This is a genomic window from Stenotrophomonas sp. TEPEL (genome assembly GCF_004348785.1).
Lineage (GTDB): Bacteria > Pseudomonadota > Gammaproteobacteria > Xanthomonadales > Xanthomonadaceae > Stenotrophomonas > Stenotrophomonas indicatrix.
The window spans coordinates 4,028,858-4,046,681 of record NZ_QQXJ01000001.1 but is presented as its reverse complement, the minus strand read 5'-3'; the positions used below and the strand labels follow the sequence as shown (position 1 = coordinate 4,046,681).

Here is a 17,824-nt window from a genome sequence, read left to right as displayed (position 1 = left end):
ATCAGTCCTGCAGCCCCTTCAGGCCGCTTTCGAACATGAAGGGCACCTTGAACGGTCCGGTCACGGCCAAGCGCTCGCTCAACAGCGTCGCCGCCCGGGCAAACTCTTCCTTGCCGCCCAGCGAGTCCAGCGGCGTGTTGCACGCACCCACGCTGTCAGCATCTGCGCCCAGCGCAATCAGTGCCTTGGCCGGGTCGGCAGCGAAGGCGCTGCGGAAGGCATCGTCGCTGGACAGCTGCTTGAGCAGGGTCTGGACCACTTCGGGGGAGAGAGGAGAACGGGACATGGTTCACTACCGGCAGGGAGGGGAAAAAAACAGTATCGGCTGCGCGCAGGGGGAATTGATGGTGAGTATCCGGCACCACGCTATGATCGCCGGCCTACCATGCTCCCGGATGCGCATCGAATGAACTTCCGTCGCTGCAGGACGATGATCGTCGAACCGCTGGAGCGGGCGCATTTCGACCTGGATGCGCTGCTTGCCGGCGGCAGTGGCGTGGGCTTCGAACGATCCCTGCAGGTGCGGGCAGCGCATCTGCCGACGCCGCGCACGGTTGATGCGGTCAGCTGCCTGTGGCTGCTCCAGTGCAGCGCGGAGCAGTGGCAGCCGCTACCGGCAGAGCCGAAGGCACGGCAACGCGTGCTGGCGCTGCTGGAGCAGGGGCTGCTGGTAAGCGACGATCCGGTGCATGCCGAGGCAGCAGCAGTCGAACAGCAGGTACGTGACAGCCAGTGGTGGCCGCTGTCGGCGTTGCACTACCAGCACTCGCGCTGGGACGGTGTGGACAGTGTCGGCGACATGGAACGCAGCCAGTTGTTGACCGCGCAGGACCTGGTGCGCAGCTTCGGCCCGCCGCCCGCCGAAGCACCGGTCCGCCGGCCCGGCGCACGGTCCTTGCCACGCTGTGACGAGGACCCGATGCAGGCGCAGCTGCAGGCACGTGCAACTTGCCGCAATTTCGACGCTGCACGCGCCGTGCCGTTGCCGATGCTGGCCCGGCTGCTGCAGCAGGTGCTGATGGCACAGGCGCAGGTGGAAACCGAACCCGGTGTGCGCTTCCTGAAGAAGAACATTCCGTCGGCCGGCAGTCTGCATCCAGTGGAAGCGTATGTGGTGGCGCGCAATGTGGAGGGATTGCCGTCGGGCCTCTACCACTACCATGCCACCGCACACGAACTGGGCCCCATGCCAGTGCAGCCCGGCGACCTGGACAGCTTCTGCCAGCGCCTGCTGGCCGGGCAGCATTGGTTCGCCAACGCACCGGTGCAGCTGATCCTGGCGTGCCGCTTCGAGCGCATGTTCTGGAAGTATCGCGGCCACGCCAAGGCCTACCGCGCGATCACCCTGGATGCCGGCCATGTATCGCAAGCGATCTACAGCGCGGCAACCGCGCAGGGGTTGGGCGCATTCGTCACCGCAGCGATCAACGAGGCCGAGGCCGAGCGGGCACTGGGCCTGCAGCCGATGGCCGAAGGCGTACTGGCGGTCTGTGGCTTTGGCTGGCGTGCAGCCGAGCGGGTGACGGCCGAACTTGATCCGCTTGGCCAGGTGTGGCCGGCCGCGCGTTGATCGACAACGCCCGGCCCACCCTCCATCACGCTGCTTCGAAATCCACCAGCACCGCGCCGTCGCCCACCTGGTCGCCGGCCTTGGCCCGATAGCCCTTCACCGTGCCATCGGCCGGTGCCTGCAGGGTGTGCTCCATCTTCATCGCTTCCAGCACCACCAGCGGCGTGCCGCGCTTGACCTGCGTGCCCGCCGCCACCAGCGTTGCGACGATCCGGCCGGGCATCGGTGCCAGCAGGCTGCCGGCATCGGCGCTGGCCTGCTCGGATTCGCCTACCGGGTCGTGCAGGGTGAAGCGGTGCTGGCCATCGCTGGCGAACAGGTACAGCTGATCGCCGTCGCGCTGCAGCTGCAGCCGCCAGCGACGCTCGTCCATCTGCACCGACAGGGTCTGGCCATCGGCATGGCCGACGACCTGTTTCGGCGCTGCGTCACCGCACTGCACGCGCCAGCCATCGGCAGTGGTCCACACCTTCAGCGTGTGTGCCCGCTCTCCCTGCTGCAGCGGCACCGAGCGCGCGGCAGGCACGCCCAGCCGCCAGCCATCCTGTGCCTGCCACGGTGAATGCGGGTCGCGTGCATCGGCGGCAGCGGCAGGTGTGCTTGCCACCGCGGCGATCGCTGCCAGTTCCCACAGCGCCTGCTCACCGTCACCGGTGACCGCCAGTGCGGCCTGCTCGCGCTCGATCAGCGCGGTATCCAGCTTGGCGTTGGCGAACGAATCGGTCTGCACCAGGCGCCGCAGGAAACCGGCATTGGTGGTCACGCCCACCACCTGGCAGTCGGCCAGGGCCTGGCGCATGCGCCGCAGCGCGGCGTCGCGGTCCACGTCCCAGACGATCAGCTTGGCGATCATCGGGTCGTAGTACGGGGTGATGCTGTCGCCTTCTTCCACACCGGTGTCCACCCGCACGTTGGCCGACGGGGTCGGCAGGCGCAGGCGGCGCAGGGTGCCGGTGGAGGGCAGGAAGCCGCGGTCGGCATCTTCGGCGTACAAGCGCGCTTCGAGGGCATGGCCGTGGATGGCCAGTTCGTCCTGGCGCTTGGGCAGCGGCTGGCCAGCAGCCACGCGCAGCTGCCACTCCACCAGGTCGGTGCCGGTGATGAACTCGGTGACCGGGTGTTCGACCTGCAGGCGGGTGTTCATTTCCATGAAGTAGAAATCGCCGTCCGGGCCGGCGATGAACTCCACCGTGCCGGCACCGACGTAGCCCACTGCGCGCGCGGCATCAACGGCGGCCTTGCCCATCGCGGCGCGGCGGTCGGCGCTCATGCCCGGGGCCGGCGCTTCTTCCAGCACCTTCTGGTGGCGTCGCTGTACCGAGCAGTCGCGCTCGAACAGATACACCGCCTCGCCATGGCCACCGCCGAATACCTGGATTTCGATATGGCGCGGACGCTCGACATACTTCTCGACCAGCACGTGGTCGTTGCCGAACGCCGAGGCCGCCTCGCGCTGGCAGCTGGCCAGCGCATCGACGAAGTCCTCGCTGCGCTCGACCTTGCGCATGCCCTTGCCGCCGCCGCCGGCGCTGGCCTTGATCAGCACCGGATAGCCGATGCCGTCGGCCTGGGCGCGCAGGAACTCCGGCGCCTGCTGGTCGCCGTGGTAGCCCGGCGTCAACGGCACGCCGGCCTTGGCCATCAGGGCCTTGGCTGCACTCTTGTCGCCCATCGCGCGGATCGCACTGGCCGGCGGACCGATGAAGGCGATGCCGGCCGCCACGCAGGCGTCGGCGAAGTCGGCGTTCTCGGACAGGAAGCCGTAGCCGGGATGGATGGCCTGCGCGCCGCTGCGGCGTGCGGCGTCGAGGATGGCATCGCTGCGCAGGTAGCTCTCGCGCGCGGCCGCCGGGCCGATGTGGATGGCTTCGTCGGCCAGCCGCACGTGGCGCGCATTGCGGTCGGCATCGGAATACACCGCGACGGTGGCGATGCCGAGGCGGCGGCAGGTGGCGATGACGCGGCAGGCGATCTCGCCGCGGTTGGCGATCAGGACTTTGCTGAACATGGCAACGTGCTTCATAGGAGCTTGCTCGGTCATGGCACAGGTCACATGCGGAACACGCCGAAGCGCGTCTGCTGCGGGGGAGCGTTGAGGCTGGCCGACAGGGCCAGGGCCAGTACCCGGCGGGTATCGACCGGATCGATCACGCCGTCGTCCCACAGGCGGGCACTGGCGTAGTAGGGGTGGCCCTGCTGCTCGAACTGGTCGCGGATCGGTGCCTTGAACGCATCCTCTTCCTCGCCCGGCCACTGCCCGCCCTTGGCTTCGATACCATCACGCTTGACCGTGGCCAGCACGCTGGCGGCCTGTTCGCCGCCCATCACGCCGATGCGTGCGTTGGGCCACATCCACAGGAAATTGGGCGAGTACGCACGGCCGCACATGCCGTAGTTTCCGGCACCGAACGAACCACCGATCACCACGGTGAACTTGGGTACCTTGGCGCAGGCCACCGCCATCACCAGCTTGGCCCCGTCCTTGGCGATGCCACCCTGTTCGTATTTGCGGCCGACCATGAAGCCGGTGATGTTCTGCAGGAACACCAGCGGGATGTTGCGCTGGGTGCACAGCTCGATGAAGTGCGCGCCCTTCAGCGCGGACTCGGAGAACAGGATGCCGTTGTTGGCGATGATGCCGACCGGATAGCCGTGCAGATGGGCGAAGCCGGTGACCAGCGTTGCGCCATAGCGCGGCTTGAACTCGTCAAAGCGCGAGCCGTCGACCAGTCGTGCGATCACTTCGCGCACGTCGTACGGCTTGCGCGTATCGGCCGGGATCACCCCGTACAGTTCGTGCGCCGGCAGCAGCGGTTCTTCCACCGGCTGCAGCGCCATCGCCGCTTCGGGCTTGCGCCAGTTGAGCTGGGCGATGATCGCGCGCACCCGTGCCAACGCCTGCAGGTCGTTGTCGGCCATGTGGTCGGCCACACCGGAAATGCGCGTGTGCACGTCGGCACCGCCCAGTTCTTCGGCCGTCACCACTTCACCGGTGGCCGCCTTCACCAGCGGCGGGCCGCCGAGGAAGATGGTGCCCTGCTCGCGCACGATCACCGTCTCGTCGCTCATCGCCGGCACGTAGGCACCGCCGGCGGTGCAGCTTCCCATCACGCAGGCGATCTGCGGGATGCCCTGCGCGGAGAGATTGGCCTGGTTGTAGAAGATGCGGCCGAAATGGTCGCGGTCCGGGAACACCTCGTCCTGCAGCGGCAGGAAGGCGCCACCGGAATCGACCAGGTAGATGCACGGCAGGTGGTTCTGCTCGGCGATCTCCTGCGCGCGCAGGTGTTTCTTCACTGTCACCGGGTAATAGGTGCCGCCCTTGACCGTGGCATCGTTGGCCACGATCACGCACTCCACGCCGCTCACCCGGCCAATGCCGGCGACCACGCCGGCGGCGGGCACGGCATCGTCGTACATGCCGTGCGCGGCCAGCGGTGCGATCTCCAGGAACGCGCTGCCCGGGTCGAGCAGCGCATCGATGCGGTCACGCACCAGCAGCTTGCCGCGTGCGGTGTGCTTGGCCCGCGCCGCCTCGCTTCCACCCAGGGCGGTGCGGGCGAGGGTGGCGTGCAGGTCGTCGACCACGGCCTGCATCGCCGCGCGGTTGCTTTCAAACGTTTCGCTGCCCGGTTGCAGCTGGCTGCCTAGGATGCTCATGGGGTGCCTTACAGGGTGCGCTGGAACAGTTCGCGGCCGATCAGCATGCGGCGGATCTCCGAGGTGCCGGCGCCGATTTCATACAGCTTGGCGTCGCGCCACAAGCGGCCGGTCGGGTATTCATTGATGTAGCCGTTGCCGCCGAGGATCTGGATCGCCTGGCCGGTCAGCCAGGTGGCCTTCTCGGCGGCGTACAGGATCGCGCCGGCTGCATCCTGGCGGGTGGTACGGCCCTGGTCGCAGGCGCGCGCCACGGCATACACGTAGGCGCGGCAGGCCCCCAGGCCCACGTACATGTCGGCGATCTTGGCCTGGATCAGCTGGAAGCTGCCGATCGGCTCACCGAACTGGTGGCGTTCGTGCACGTACGGCATCACCACGTCCATGGCTGCAGCCATCAGGCCCAGGGGGCCGCCGGACAGCACCACGCGCTCGTAGTCCAGGCCGGACATCAGCACGCGCACGCCGCCGCCGACCGCGCCCAGCACGTTCTCTTCGGGAATCTCGCAGTCCTGGAACACCAGTTCGCAGGTGGGCGAGGAGCGCATGCCCAGCTTGTCCAGCTTCTGCGCGGTGGAGAAACCCTTCATGCCCTTCTCGACCAGGAACGCGGTGATGCCCTTGGCGCCGGCTTCGACATCGGTCTTGGCGTACACCACCAGCACGTCGGCGTCGGGGCCGTTGGTGATCCACATCTTGTTGCCGTTGAGCACGTAGCGGTCGCCGCGCTTGTCCGCGCGCAGCTTCATCGACACCACGTCCGACCCCGCACCCGGTTCGCTCATCGCCAGCGCGCCGACCTTGGCGCCGCTGCACAGGTCCGGCAGGAAGCGCTGCTTCTGCGCTTCGGTGCCGTTCTTGCGCAGCTGGTTCACGCACAGGTTCGAGTGCGCGCCGTAGGACAGGGCGATGCCGCCGGAGGCGCGGGAGATTTCTTCCATCGCCACCACGTGGGCCAGGTAGCCCATGCCGGTGCCGCCGTATTCTTCTTCCACGGTCAGGCCCAGCAGGCCCTGTTCGCCCAACTTGGGCCATAGTGCCAACGGGAACTGGTTGGTCGCATCGGCCTCGGCCGCGAGCGGCGCGATCTCGGCAGCGGCAAAATGGGCCACGCTCTGGCGCAGCAGGTCGATATCTTCGCCGAGGTCGAAGTTCAGGGATGGCACGTGCATTGCGATGGCTCCACGAGGGAAGGTGGGGAATGGACGCACCCCGGAAGGGGAAGCGGGCGGCTGTTCACAGCAGCAGCCCGCGCGGGCGATTGGACCCCAGCGTAGCGGGGTTCGGGTAAGAAGTGAATACAAATTCAAAAATTGAAACCAGACTCAGAACATGGCCTACAAACGCTCAGCATTGATGGAAGAACGCCTGGCCGGGGCCCGTGAACGGATCCTGCTGGCCACCCGCGAACTGGTCGCCACCGGCGGCTGGCGCAACGCGCCGGTAACCGCCGTGGCCACCCAGGCCGGGGTCTCCACCGGGCTGATCTACCGCCACTTCCCGTCCAAGGCCGAGCTGTTCGTGGAGGTGCTCAACGCTGCCGTGGCCCACGAGGTGGCGATCATGGAACGCATCGCCAGTGCGCCGCAGCCGGCCAGCGTGCGCCTGCGCCAGGCCATCACCGCCTTCGTCCGCCGTGCCCTGGCCGGCCCGGGCCTGGCCCATGCCTTCATCGTCGAACCGGTGGACCCGGACGTGGAAGCCGAGCGCATGCGCGGCCGCCGTGCCTTCGGTGACGTGTTCCTGCGCCTGGTGGAAGAGGGCGTGGCGGCCGGTGAACTGCCGGCACAGGACGCGCACGCTGCCGCCGCCTGCTTGGTGGGTGCCTTCACCGAAGCGATGGTGGGCCCGACCGCACCCAGCCGCGAAGCGCACCGCGACGAGGACGCGCTGGTCGAGGCCATCTGCAGTTTCTGCCTGCGGGCTGTCGGCGCAGGGTGATGCCGCCGTTGCGGGTGCCGGGCGGCTTCTGCCGCGCTTCGCGCTTGCCGGGCGCGGTCCGGCGCTACCCGCATGCGGCCACGGCTGCATGCTGCGCCGCACCAGCCGTGATGCCTGTTGTCGTGCGTGGCGTGCGTTCTATACTCGGCCCATCACGCAGTCGCTCAGCCGTGGTCCAACGACTATCAGCCAGGGGTAACGAAGAGTGCGGAATTACGATCTGGAGTTCCTGAAACGCTTCTCCATGGTGATCGCGCTGTTGATGGCCATCACCCTCGGTCTGATCCTGCTGGCCGCGTTCATCCACACCCGGATTCCGCCCGAGGTGTCGCCCACCGCCGCCAAACGTACTGAACAGCGCATCTCGCCCACTGGCGCGGTATACGCCGGCAGCACCGGCGCCGCCGCGCAGGCCGCGGCCAAGGCCGCAGCGCTGGCCAAGGCCGCCTCGCAGGTGGCTTACGGCGGTACCAAGGATGGCAAGGTGATCTTCGACAACCTGTGCACCGCCTGCCATACCACCGGCGTGGGCATGGCGCCGACGCTGGACCACTCGCACTGGGACAAGCGCCTGGCGCAGGGCAAGGACACCCTCTACAAGCACGCCATCGAGGGCTACACCGGCCCCGACGGCGGCATCATGCCGCCCAAGGGCGGCAACCCGGCGCTCACCGAGGAGCAGATCCACGCCACCGTGGACTGGATGCTGGGCAATCTGAAATAGCGGACGCCGCCGCGTCCGCTGGTAGTGCCGGCCGCTGGCCGGCAGCCTCATGATCTTTGGTAGTGCCGGCCGCTGGCCGGCAAGCCCAGCGATACCCCGGCTTTGCCCACCGAGGCCTGATCGCCCCTATGCCCCCGCTGCGCAGGCGGGGTTTCGCATTTCAGGGTTAGTCTGTGCGCCTCTTCCGTGGAGTCGTCTGTCGATGCGTCGCCGTTCCCTCGCCCTTGCCCTGTCCCTGCTGATGCCGGCATCCGCTTTCGCCCAGGCCCAGCCACAGGTTGCGCCGACCTCGGCGCCTGCGCCACGCAGCCCAGCCACCGTCACCCTGGCCGCCGCGCCGGCCGACTGGCGTGCACTGGATGGGCAGCACGTGCGCATCGCCGCGCCGCTCACCCTGGCCGGCACCGATGGCCTGGAACGCTTCGGCCAGCTCACCGTCGCCTTCGATGGCCGCCTGTGGCAGCCGACCGAAGTGGCCGCGCCCGGCAGTGCCGGGATCGAACAGGTGATGGCCGACAACCAGCGCCGCCGCCTGCTGCTGGACGATGGCAGCGATGTGCGTGATCCGGCCAGCGTCGCCTACCTGCCGGGCAACCCGGTGCTGCGTACCGGCATGCAGCTGCGCAACGTGGAAGGCATCGTGCGCGTGGACGCGCAGGGCCGGCCCAGCCTGCAGGTGGACGGTGTACTGAAGCTGCCGGAGCTGCAGCGCCCGGCCGTGCCGACAGTGCCCGGCCGCCTGCACATCGCCGCGTTCAACCTGGAGAATTTCTTCAATGGTGACGGCAAGGGCGGTGGGTTCCCGACCCTGCGCGGCGCGCGCACGCTGGACGAGCACAAGGCGCAGGTCGGCAAGCTGGTCGCCACCGTCAACGCGCTGGGCGCCGACATCGCCGCGCTGATGGAACTGGAGAACGACGGTTACGGCCCGCAGTCGGCCATCGCCGAACTGGTGGATGCGCTCAATGCCGGCCTCGCCGCAGACAAACAGTGGGCGTTCGTCGATGCCGGCCAAGGCCCGGGCAGCAATCCGATCCGCGTCGGCATCATCTACCGCAAGAGCGAATTCAAGCCGCTCGGCAGGCCGCTGACCAAGCTCGACGGCCCCTTCGTCGAACACAGCCGTGCGCCGCTGGCACAGGCCTTCCAGGGCAAAGGCGGGCCGTTCATGGTGGTTGCCAACCACTTCAAGTCCAAGGGCTGCCGCGATGCCAGCGGCGCCGACGCCGACCGCAATGACGGGCAGGGCTGCTGGAACGCCACCCGCGTGGAATCGGCCAGGCAGCTCAACACCTGGGTGCAGGCCGAAGCCGCGCGCCTGAAGGTGAAGGACGTGGTGCTGATGGGCGATTTCAACGCCTACGCCATGGAAGATCCGATCCGCACCCTGCACGACCTCGGCTGGCAGGATGCCTTCAAGGTGGCCAAGGTCGAACAGCCCTACAGCTACGTCTACAACGGCTACACCGGCCGCCTCGATCACGCGCTGCTCAGCCCGACCATGGCCAAGCGCCTCGCCGGCGCCGCCGAGTGGCACAGCAATGCCGACGAGCAGGACGCCAGCGGTTACCAGGGCCGCAACGTGCAGGGCCCGTGGCGCAGCTCCGATCACGACCCGCTGCTGCTGGGCTTCGATCGCTGAGCAGGTGCCCGGCCGGCCCCTGTGGGGCCCGGCCGGACGGCGTGCTGCTCATCGCCAGTAGTAGCGCTCGATGCGGAAGGTTGCACGGCAGCCGTTGTCGACCCAGATCGTGCCGCGGTCCACGCCCCAGTCGCGCCCCTGCAGGCAGGAAGCACGTGACTCGCGGTTGATCAGGTGCACGCTGTCCTTCTGCGAGACCTGTACTTGGCAATACTGGCGACGCTGGTCGCGGCTGCTGCAGCTCACCACTTCGGAGCTCGAGTCGCCGCGGTGGCTGGATACGGGGGGTGGATAGGCGGGATAGACCGGATAGGCCGGTTCATGTGATGGATAGCCGATCCCACCGCTGAAATCGGGATAGCCTCCGATGCTGCTGCAACCGGTCAGGTTTGCGGCCAGCAGCATGAGAGCGCACACGTGTTTCATCACATTCTCTCCAGAAGCAGGTCCGTTCGAGTCTAGGCAGCGGGATGCCCATCACGACGGAACTGCACTGTGAGCGGCGTCAACGTATCAATCGAAATGCGCAGCAGGATCGGAATCTTCTGCACCGGCTATCAGCAATGGCGGAACTGTGCGCATCACCCCAGTGCGATCAGGGTGATCGCGACTACCGCCAGCGCCAGTCCGAGGCGGTTCCACCGGCTCATAGGCTCGCCGAAGGCGAATACGCCAACCAGCGCACCCAGCACCACCACGCCGATGTTCATGCCGGCGAACACGGTGGCCGGGCTGTCCGGCATCGACTGGTGCGCATGCACATAGAAAAGAATGTTGCCACCGTTGAGCAGGCCCAGCAGTGCACCCGCACCCAGGTTGCGCCAGGCCAGGCGGCTGCGCCCACTGAAATGCCGCCACAACTGCAGCGCCAGCATCAGTACGAAGGCCACGCTGAAACTGGCCAGCACCGCCGCCATCGACGGCGTGCCCGACAGCGCCACCTGCTTGAGCAGCACATCCACCACCGCAAAGCCGGCCCACACACCCAGCAGCCAGCCCCAGCCGCCGGCGGAAGCGACCACTGCCGGGCCGCGCGGACGCAGGCTGATGGCCACCATCGCCAGCAGGCCCAGGCCCAGCCCCACCAGCTTCCAGGTGCTGGCGCTCTGGCCAAAGAACAGGAACGCTGCCGCCACCGACAGCAGCAGCGACAACCGCTGCGCCACATCACTGCGGACGATGCCGGCCACCGCCACCGCGCGGCCCAGCACCAGGAAGATCGAGGGCAGCACCACCGCCAGCGCCAGCAATGAAAGCCACGGCGCATGAGGTCCGCGCAGTGCTTCCAGCGGCGGCTGCAGCACCACCGCCGTCATCGTCGCGGCGACCAGATAATTCCAGGTCACCATCTGCGCAACGTCCAGCTGGCGACGGCCAGCCAGCTTCAACAACACCGAAACCAGCACACTGCAGATCACGGCCAGGGACAGGTAGAGCATGGGGCGGGCACAGGGCAGCGGCGGGGGACGCTATCATGGTGCCATGCACACGCCCTCGTTCCCTGTCGCCGCTGGCGAAACCGCATGCCTGGTGCTGGATGGCCCGGTTGGCCCGCTGGAAGTGCTCGTCGACCTGCCCAAGGCCGATGTGCCGGTGCAGCCGATCGTGGCCATCATCTGCCATCCGCTGTCCACTGAAGGCGGCACCCTGCACAACAAGGTGGTCACCATGACCGCCACTACCCTGCGCGAGCTGGGCATTGCCACGGTGCGCTTCAACTTCCGCAGCGTCGGCGGCTCTGCCGGTGAATTCGACCATGGCGTGGGCGAGCAGGAGGACCTCAAGGCCGTCACCGCCTGGGTCCGCCAGCAGCGCCCGGACGACCGCCTGTGGCTGGCCGGCTTCAGCTTCGGTGCGTTCGTTTCACTGAAGGCCGCCGCCGAGCTGCAGCCCGAAGCGCTGATCTCGATCGCGCCGCCGGCGGGCCGGTGGGACTTCGGCGGCATTGCGCCGCCGGCCCGCTGGCTGGTGATCCAGGGCGAGCAGGATGAAATCGTCGACCCGCAGGCCGTGTACCACTGGCTGGACACCCTCGATGCCCCGCATGAACTGGTGCGCATGCCCGAAACCAGCCACTTCTTCCACCGCAAGCTGATCGACCTGCGCGGCGCGCTCACCCACGGCGTCAAGCATTGGCTGGGCACGGCGGCATGAGCGAGGTGGAACTGACCCCGACGCAGCGCTATGCGGCCGGGGTGGAACGCGGCGATTGGCAGAACGACCCGGCCCAGCATGCGGCCTTGGCCGAGCTGGACCGGATCCATCTGGCCCTGGTGGACAGCGCCGAGGACGGCTGGCTGGACCGCCTGTCCTCGTTCTGGAAGAAACCTGAGCCGGTCAAGGGCCTGTACTTCTGGGGCGGCGTCGGCCGCGGCAAGACCTTCCTGGTCGACCTGTTCTACGACGGCCTGCCGATCAAGCAGAAGTACCGCACCCACTTCCATCGCTTCATGCGCAGCGTGCATGAGCGCCTGCGCGAGCACCAGGGCCAGAGCGACCCGCTGGCGAAGATCGCCCAGGAATGGCGCAGCAACCTGCGCGTGCTGGTGCTGGACGAATTCTTCGTCACCGACATCGGCGATGCCATGCTGCTGGCGCGCCTGCTGGAGCGGATGTTCGCCGAGGGCGTGACCCTGGTCACCACTTCCAACACGGCGGTGGAAAACCTGTACCTCAACGGCCTGCAGCGCGAGAGCTTCATGCCGGCCATCGGCCTGCTGCAGCGCTACTGCGTGGAGCTGTACGCCGAAGGCACCGAGGACTACCGCATGCGCGCGCTGACCCGTTCGCCGGTGTACCGCGCGCCGCTGGCCGCCGACAGTGACACCTGGCTGGCCACGCGCTGGGGCGAGTTGAGCGGTGGCCAGCCGGCCAAGGCGGGCAACATCGAAATCGAGAGCCGCAAGATTCCGGTGCGCGCGCGCGGCAAGAGCATTGCCTGGTTCGACTTTGCCGCCCTGTGCGAAGGCCCGCGCGGGCCGTCGGACTACATCGAGATCGCGCACGAGTTCAACACCGTGCTGCTGGGGGGCATTCCGGCCTTCGATCGCCTGAACGAGGATGCCGCGCGCCGCTTCGTCAACCTGATCGACGAGCTGTACGACCGCCACGTCAACCTGGTCTGCACCGCCAGCACCTCGCCGGTCGAGCTGTACACCGGTACCCGGCTGCAGGGCGCGTTCGAGCGTACGGCCTCGCGCCTGATCGAAATGCAGAGCGCCGAGTACCTGGGTACCCCGCACCGGGCGTGACAACCGGGGCGGATGCCGGCCGGCATCCACCCGATGCTTGCGCAGGTCTGGGCTGCCGGCCAGCGGCCGGCACTGCCTGATGCCGCCCGTCCACCGGCTGCCCACTGCCTGCCCACCACCTATCCACAGACTTGTCCCTCGCCTGCGTGGTCCTGTCATGTGAAGCTGTCATCGTTCCGCTGGTGGGGCGCTGATTGCCACCGCGATGACGTGTTTCGGGCTTGACTGCGCAGCCCGTTCCAGCAGGTCCAAAGCGTCCAAACCGGGCGTCGATGGCACGATCCTTGCGGCGCAAGGGATTGCCGAATTTCACTACATTTGGCGTTGACGGGCCCCACTACCCCCACTATCTTGTGGCTGTCGGTTGTGGGGACCCCAAGCCGCCGGGTCCATGGAATGGATCGCCGGACCCTCCGGTGATACGCCCTCCATGCCCGCAGCGGCACCGGTCAGCACTGCCAGCGGCAGCCACAGGCGCAGGGTCTCAATCCCTGCGACACCGGTCTGCCACCCTGGGCTGTCATGTCCCGGGCCGCGTCACCCGATGCTCCGAGCCACCATCCATCACGCCAAGAGGACACACGCCGTGACCACCGAGACCAGCGCCACCATCGAGAAGGAAAGCGAATTCCTGTTGACGTCGCCGCCGACGTCCAACGCGATGAGTGTGACCAAGCGCAATGGCACGACCGAGCTGGTGGATCTGAACAAGATCGTCCGCGCGGTGCAGCGTTCCTCCGAAGGCCTGCACGCCGTCGATCCGATGCGTGTGGCCACCCGCACCATTTCCGGCCTGTACAACGGCGCCACCACCCAGGAGCTGGACGAACTGTCCATCCGCACCGCGGCGCTCCTGATCGGCGAAGAGCCCGAGTACGGCCGCCTGGCCGCGCGCCTGCTGGCCAACTTCATCGCCAAGGAAGTGTCCAACCAGGAAATCCACGCGTTCTCGCAGTCGGTGGGTCGTGGCCACGAAGTGGGCCTGATCAACGACCGCCTGCTGAACTTCGTGCAGACCAACGCACGCAAGCTCAACGATGCCATCGACATCTCGCTGGACCTGAACTTCGATTACTTCGGCCTGCGTACCCTGTACGACCGCTACCTGCTGCGTCACCCGCACACCCGCAAGGTGATCGAGACCCCGCAGCAGTTCTTCCTGCGCATCGCCAGCGCGCTGAGCGAGGACGTGCCGGAAACCCTGGCGCTGTACAAGCGCATGGGCAACCTGGACTACCTGCCGTCCAGCCCGACCCTGTTCAACTCCGGCACCACCCACGAGCAGCTGTCCTCGTGCTTCCTGCTGGACTCGCCGCAGGATTCGCTGGAATCGATCTACGCCAAGTACGGCGACATCGCCCAGCTGTCCAAGTTCTCCGGCGGCATCGGCGTCAGCTACACCCGCGTGCGTTCGCGTGGCTCGCTCATCAAGTCCACCAACGGCCATTCCAACGGCATCGTGCCGTGGCTGAAGACCATGGATTCGTCGGTGGCTGCGGTGAACCAAGGCGGCAAGCGCAAGGGCGCGGCCTGTGTGTACCTGGAAACCTGGCACGCCGACATCGAGGACTTCCTCGAGCTGCGTGACAATACCGGCGACGAATCGCGCCGTGCGCACAACCTGAACCTGGCCAACTGGATCCCGGACCTGTTCATGAAGCGCGTGGAGGCCGACCAGGAATGGTCGCTGTTCGATCCGCGCGTGGTGCCCGAGTTCACCGACCTGTTCGGCGAAGCCTTCGAGGCCGCCTACCTGCAGGCCGAAGCACAGGGCAAGGCCAACCGCACCATCTCCGCACGCAAGCTGTACTCGCGGATGATGCGCACCCTGGCCGAGACCGGCAACGGCTGGATGACCTTCAAGGACAAGTGCAACCGCGCCAGCAACCAGACCCTGCGCGCCGGCAACGTGATCCACCTGTCCAACCTGTGCACCGAGATCCTGGAAGTCACCTCGGCTGAAGAAACCGCGGTGTGCAACCTGGGTTCGATCAACCTGGGCAATCACTTCGACGGCAACGGCGAATTCGATTTCGACAAGCTGGCCGACACCGTGCGCCTGGCCGTGCGCCAGCTGGACCGCGTGATCGACCTGAACTTCTACCCGATCGAATCGGCGCGCCGCGGCAACCTGCGCTGGCGTCCGGTCGGCCTGGGCTGCATGGGCCTGCAGGACGTGTTCTTCCGCAAGCGCCTGCCGTTTGATAGCGCCGAAGCCCGTGCGCTGTCGAAGAAGATTGCCGAGACCATCTACTTCCACGCGCTGGAAACCTCGGTGGAACTGGCCCAGGAACGCGGCAAGCACCCGTCCTTCGCCGACACCCGTGCGGCCAGCGGCGAGCTGCAGTTCGATGCCTGGAACGTGGTGCCGGAAGATGCCGCGCGCTGGGATGCCCTGCGTGAACGCATCAAGGAACACGGCCTGCGCAACTCGCTGATGATCGCGATCGCCCCGACCGCCACCATCGCCTCCATCGCCGGCTGCTACGAGTGCGTGGAACCGCAGGTGTCCAACCTGTTCAAGCGCGAGACCCTGTCCGGTGACTTCCTGCAGGTGAACCGTTACCTGGTGAACGAGCTGAAGAAGCTGGGCCACTGGACCCCGGAAATGCGCGATGCGATCAAGCTGGCCGACGGTTCGATCCAGGCCATCACCCAGATTCCGGAAACGCTGCGCCACGTCTACCGCACCGCATGGGAACTGCCGATGCGTTCGCTGATCGACATGGCCGCCGACCGTGGTGCCTTCATCGACCAGTCCGCCTCGCTCAACCTGTTCATGGAAAGCCCGAGCATCGGCGCGATGTCCTCCATGTACATGTACGCCTGGAAGCAGGGCATCAAGACCACCTACTACCTGCGTTCGCGTCCGGCCACCAAGATCGCCAAGACCACCGTCAGCCACACGGCCAGCGCTGCGCCGGAAAAGGTGTTCAGCCCGGAAGAGGCCATCGCCTGCTCGCTGGAGAACCCGGAAGCCTGCGAAGCCTGCCAGTAACACCGCGCGGTGGATTAACGCGCGGCGGGTGCCGACCGTTGGTCGTCACTGCTGCTCGACTACGGAAACAACAAGGTAGCGCCGGGCCATGCCCGGCGTTTTGACCCGAGAAGACAAGGAAACACCCATGGCCGACAATCCCAAGCAGATGCTGCTCGATCCCGGTTTTGAACTGACCCTGCGCCCGATGCGCTACCCGCAGTTCTATGACATGTACCGGAACGCGATCAAGAACACCTGGACGGTGGAAGAGATCAACTTCCAGATCGACATCAGCGACCTGCACAGCAAGATGTCGCCGGGCGAGCGCCACCTGATCCACCGCCTGGTCGCCTTCTTCGCCACCGGCGATTCGATCGTGTCCAACAACCTGGTGCTGAACCTGTACCAGCACTTGAACGCGCCCGAAGCGCGCATGTACCTGTCGCGCCAGCTGTATGAAGAAGCGCTGCACGTGCAGTTCTACCTGACCCTGCTGGACAACTACCTGCCGGATCCGGACGAGCGCGTCAAAGCCTTTGCCGCGGTGGAGAACATCGACTCAATCAAGAAGAAGGCCGATTTCTGCTTCAAGTGGATCGATTCGATCCAGGACCTGAAGCGCATCGAGACCCGCGAAGAGCGTCGTCAGTTCCTGCTCAACCAGATCTGCTTCGCGGCGTGCATCGAAGGCCTGTTCTTCTTCGCCGCCTTCGCCTACGTGTACTACTTCCGTTCGCGCGGCCTGCTCAACGGCCTGGCTTCGGGCACCAACTGGGTGTTCCGCGACGAAAGCGCGCACATGGAGTTCGCCTTCGAGTGCGTGGACGTGATCCGCGAGGAAGAGCCGGATCTGTTCGACGACAAGATGAAGCAGGATGTCTATGACATGCTGGCCGAGGCCATCGAGTGCGAAGTGCAGTTCGCCGAGGACGTGCTGTCCGGTGGCGTGGCTGGCATTTCCACCCGTGACATGCGCCAGTACCTGCAGCACTGCGCCGACAACCATTTCCATCGCCTGGGCATGGAGCGCAAGTACAACGTGCGCAACCCGCTGAGCTTCATGGAACTACAGGACGTGCAGGAACTGACCAACTTCTTCGAACGCCGCGCCTCGGCCTACCAGGTGGGCGTGAAGGGTGAAGTCGCCTTCGACATGAACTTCTGATCGATCCGGTCAGGTCTGTCGCGAAAACCCCGGCCAACGCCGGGGTTTTTCGTTTCTACGGTAGCGCCGGGCCACGCCCGGCGAGCGCGCAGCGCGGAAGGTCTTCAGGGTGCCGTGCGCATTCCGCAGGGCATGGCCCGGCGCTAGCGCCGCCCATCCACCGCCATGCGCACGGCCAGGCCGGCCAGCACCGTGCCCATGAACCACCGTTGCACCGCCTGCCAAGTGGGGCGCGCAGACAGGAAGCCGGCGATGCTTCCGGCCATTATCGCGATCACCGCGTTCACGCTCACGCTGACCAGCAGCTGGGTGGAGCCCAGCACCAGCGATTGCATCAGCACGCTGCCCTCGCTGTCCGGGTGCAGGAACTGCGGCAGCAGGGACAGGTACATCACCGCGACCTTGGGGTTCAGCACGTTGGTCAGGAAACCCATCGCGAACAGCTTGCGTGGGCCGTCCACCGGCAGGTCACGCACCGCGAACGGCGAGCGGCCGCCGGGCTTCAGCGCCTGCCACGCCAGGTACAGCAGGTACAGCGCGCCGCCGATGCGCAGCGCGTCGTAGGCGAACGGCACGGTCATCAGCAGCGCGGTGATGCCCAGCGCCGCGCACAGCATGTAGAACACGAAGCCCAGCGCCACCCCGCCCAGCGAGATCAGCCCGGCCACGCGGCCCTGGCAGATCGAGCGCGAGATCACGTAGATCATGTTCGGCCCGGGCGTCAGCACCATGGCCAGCGAGACAAGGGCGAAGGCCAGCAGGTCGGACGTGGCGGGCATGGTGGGCTCACGCAGCGGGGGTGCCGAAGTGTAGCGCCGCCTGCACACCACCTGCCTTAAAATCCGTCTCACCCCACACCCGAACCGCCCCCATGACCCCCATCCCCGACAC

Annotated in this window: 15 protein-coding genes; 8 read left to right on the top strand and 7 right to left on the bottom strand. The window is 66.8% G+C overall.

The genetic code is table 11. The features are described from left to right. Position 1 precedes the first annotated feature (1 nt). Positions 2 to 286, bottom strand: a complete 285-nt coding sequence (locus tag TEP_RS18510) for an NHLP-related RiPP peptide (RefSeq protein WP_080150340.1) — start codon at positions 284 to 286, stop codon at positions 2 to 4. A gap of 120 nt (positions 287 to 406) precedes the next feature. On the opposite strand from TEP_RS18510, the gene TEP_RS18505 reads away from it, so the two are divergent. Then, positions 407 to 1,570: a putative peptide maturation dehydrogenase gene (locus tag TEP_RS18505; protein WP_165933944.1), complete on the top strand. Its 1,164-nt coding sequence runs from the start codon at positions 407 to 409 to the stop codon at positions 1,568 to 1,570. 25 nt (positions 1,571 to 1,595) lie between these two features. On the opposite strand, the gene TEP_RS18500 is transcribed toward TEP_RS18505, so the two are convergent. Genes TEP_RS18500 through TEP_RS18490 form a run of 3 tightly spaced genes read right to left on the bottom strand, consistent with a single transcriptional unit; the run spans position 1,596 to position 6,402 of the window. After that, positions 1,596 to 3,578 (bottom strand): acetyl/propionyl/methylcrotonyl-CoA carboxylase subunit alpha, encoded by a 1,983-nt coding sequence (locus TEP_RS18500; protein WP_132826258.1) that lies wholly within the window; start codon positions 3,576 to 3,578, stop codon positions 1,596 to 1,598. A gap of 41 nt (positions 3,579 to 3,619) precedes the next feature. Then, positions 3,620 to 5,230 carry a carboxyl transferase domain-containing protein gene (locus TEP_RS18495; protein WP_025875797.1) on the bottom strand — a complete coding sequence of 537 codons (1,611 nt, stop codon included), beginning with the start codon at positions 5,228 to 5,230 and terminating at the stop codon, positions 3,620 to 3,622. Positions 5,231 to 5,238: 8 nt separating this feature from the next. Next, the gene (locus TEP_RS18490) at positions 5,239 to 6,402 is read right to left on the bottom strand and encodes an isovaleryl-CoA dehydrogenase (RefSeq protein ID WP_025875795.1); all 1,164 of its coding nucleotides are present in this window, start codon (positions 6,400 to 6,402) and stop codon (positions 5,239 to 5,241) included. A gap of 160 nt (positions 6,403 to 6,562) precedes the next feature. Between TEP_RS18490 and TEP_RS18485 the strand changes: the two genes are divergently transcribed. From TEP_RS18485 to TEP_RS18475, 3 genes are all read left to right on the top strand, one after another. Then, positions 6,563 to 7,171, top strand: a complete 609-nt coding sequence (locus TEP_RS18485) for a TetR/AcrR family transcriptional regulator (RefSeq protein ID WP_025875794.1) — start codon at positions 6,563 to 6,565, stop codon at positions 7,169 to 7,171. Between the two features lie 205 nt (positions 7,172 to 7,376). Continuing rightward, positions 7,377 to 7,895, top strand: coding sequence for a c-type cytochrome (locus tag TEP_RS18480; RefSeq protein WP_025875793.1), 519 nt, complete (start codon positions 7,377 to 7,379; stop codon positions 7,893 to 7,895). A 202-nt stretch (positions 7,896 to 8,097) separates the two neighbouring features. After that, positions 8,098 to 9,537: an ExeM/NucH family extracellular endonuclease gene (locus TEP_RS18475; protein ID WP_132826257.1), complete on the top strand. Its 1,440-nt coding sequence runs from the start codon at positions 8,098 to 8,100 to the stop codon at positions 9,535 to 9,537. A 48-nt stretch (positions 9,538 to 9,585) separates the two neighbouring features. Here TEP_RS18475 and TEP_RS18470 read toward each other — a convergent pair whose 3' ends face one another. Both TEP_RS18470 and TEP_RS18465 read right to left on the bottom strand, forming a co-directional pair. Then, entirely contained in the window at positions 9,586 to 9,942 is a 357-nt protein-coding gene (locus tag TEP_RS18470) for a DUF3011 domain-containing protein (RefSeq protein WP_165933943.1), read from the bottom strand. Between the two features lie 176 nt (positions 9,943 to 10,118). Beyond that, entirely contained in the window at positions 10,119 to 10,976 is an 858-nt protein-coding gene (locus tag TEP_RS18465) for an EamA/RhaT family transporter (protein ID WP_132826255.1), read from the bottom strand. Between the two features lie 43 nt (positions 10,977 to 11,019). On the opposite strand from TEP_RS18465, the gene TEP_RS18460 reads away from it, so the two are divergent. From TEP_RS18460 to TEP_RS18445, 4 genes are all read left to right on the top strand, one after another. Beyond that, the gene (locus TEP_RS18460; RefSeq protein WP_132826254.1) at positions 11,020 to 11,691 is read left to right on the top strand and encodes a CocE/NonD family hydrolase; all 672 of its coding nucleotides are present in this window, start codon (positions 11,020 to 11,022) and stop codon (positions 11,689 to 11,691) included. Beyond that, positions 11,688 to 12,788 carry a cell division protein ZapE gene (gene zapE, locus TEP_RS18455; RefSeq protein WP_025875783.1) on the top strand — a complete coding sequence of 367 codons (1,101 nt, stop codon included), beginning with the start codon at positions 11,688 to 11,690 and terminating at the stop codon, positions 12,786 to 12,788. The genes TEP_RS18460 and zapE overlap by 4 nt, the downstream gene beginning before the upstream one ends. Positions 12,789 to 13,374: 586 nt before the next feature. Further along, a complete protein-coding gene (locus TEP_RS18450) occupies positions 13,375 to 15,786 on the top strand; it encodes a ribonucleoside-diphosphate reductase subunit alpha (protein WP_132826253.1) in 2,412 nt (803 codons plus the stop codon). Positions 15,787 to 15,913: 127 nt separating this feature from the next. Further along, the gene (locus TEP_RS18445) at positions 15,914 to 16,933 is read left to right on the top strand and encodes a ribonucleotide-diphosphate reductase subunit beta (RefSeq protein ID WP_132826252.1); all 1,020 of its coding nucleotides are present in this window, start codon (positions 15,914 to 15,916) and stop codon (positions 16,931 to 16,933) included. A gap of 143 nt (positions 16,934 to 17,076) precedes the next feature. Here the strand turns inward: TEP_RS18445 and TEP_RS18440 are convergent, their stop codons facing one another. Then, complete coding sequence (locus TEP_RS18440) at positions 17,077 to 17,712, bottom strand: LysE family translocator (RefSeq protein WP_132826251.1); 636 nt, start codon at positions 17,710 to 17,712, stop codon at positions 17,077 to 17,079. Between the last annotated feature and the right edge of the window lie 112 nt (positions 17,713 to 17,824).

Excerpts from the sequence above, each read along its gene's own strand:
- TEP_RS18465 (WP_132826255.1), bottom strand. The coding sequence starts at position 10,976 with ATGCTCTACCTGTCCCTGGCCGTGATCTGCAGTGTGCTGGTTTCGGTG.
- TEP_RS18440 (WP_132826251.1), bottom strand. The coding sequence starts at position 17,712 with ATGCCCGCCACGTCCGACCTGCTGGCCTTCGCCCTTGTCTCGCTGGCC.
- TEP_RS18470 (WP_165933943.1), bottom strand. The coding sequence starts at position 9,942 with ATGCTGCTGGCCGCAAACCTGACCGGTTGCAGCAGCATCGGAGGCTAT.
- TEP_RS18505 (WP_165933944.1), top strand. The coding sequence starts at position 407 with ATGAACTTCCGTCGCTGCAGGACGATGATCGTCGAACCGCTGGAGCGG.
- TEP_RS18460 (WP_132826254.1), top strand. The coding sequence starts at position 11,020 with ATGCACACGCCCTCGTTCCCTGTCGCCGCTGGCGAAACCGCATGCCTG.
- TEP_RS18495 (WP_025875797.1), bottom strand. The coding sequence starts at position 5,230 with ATGAGCATCCTAGGCAGCCAGCTGCAACCGGGCAGCGAAACGTTTGAA.
- zapE (WP_025875783.1), top strand. The coding sequence starts at position 11,688 with ATGAGCGAGGTGGAACTGACCCCGACGCAGCGCTATGCGGCCGGGGTG.
- TEP_RS18510 (WP_080150340.1), bottom strand. The coding sequence starts at position 286 with ATGTCCCGTTCTCCTCTCTCCCCCGAAGTGGTCCAGACCCTGCTCAAG.
- TEP_RS18445 (WP_132826252.1), top strand. The coding sequence starts at position 15,914 with ATGGCCGACAATCCCAAGCAGATGCTGCTCGATCCCGGTTTTGAACTG.
- TEP_RS18485 (WP_025875794.1), top strand. The coding sequence starts at position 6,563 with ATGGCCTACAAACGCTCAGCATTGATGGAAGAACGCCTGGCCGGGGCC.
- TEP_RS18475 (WP_132826257.1), top strand. The coding sequence starts at position 8,098 with ATGCGTCGCCGTTCCCTCGCCCTTGCCCTGTCCCTGCTGATGCCGGCA.
- TEP_RS18500 (WP_132826258.1), bottom strand. The coding sequence starts at position 3,578 with ATGTTCAGCAAAGTCCTGATCGCCAACCGCGGCGAGATCGCCTGCCGC.
- TEP_RS18490 (WP_025875795.1), bottom strand. The coding sequence starts at position 6,402 with ATGCACGTGCCATCCCTGAACTTCGACCTCGGCGAAGATATCGACCTG.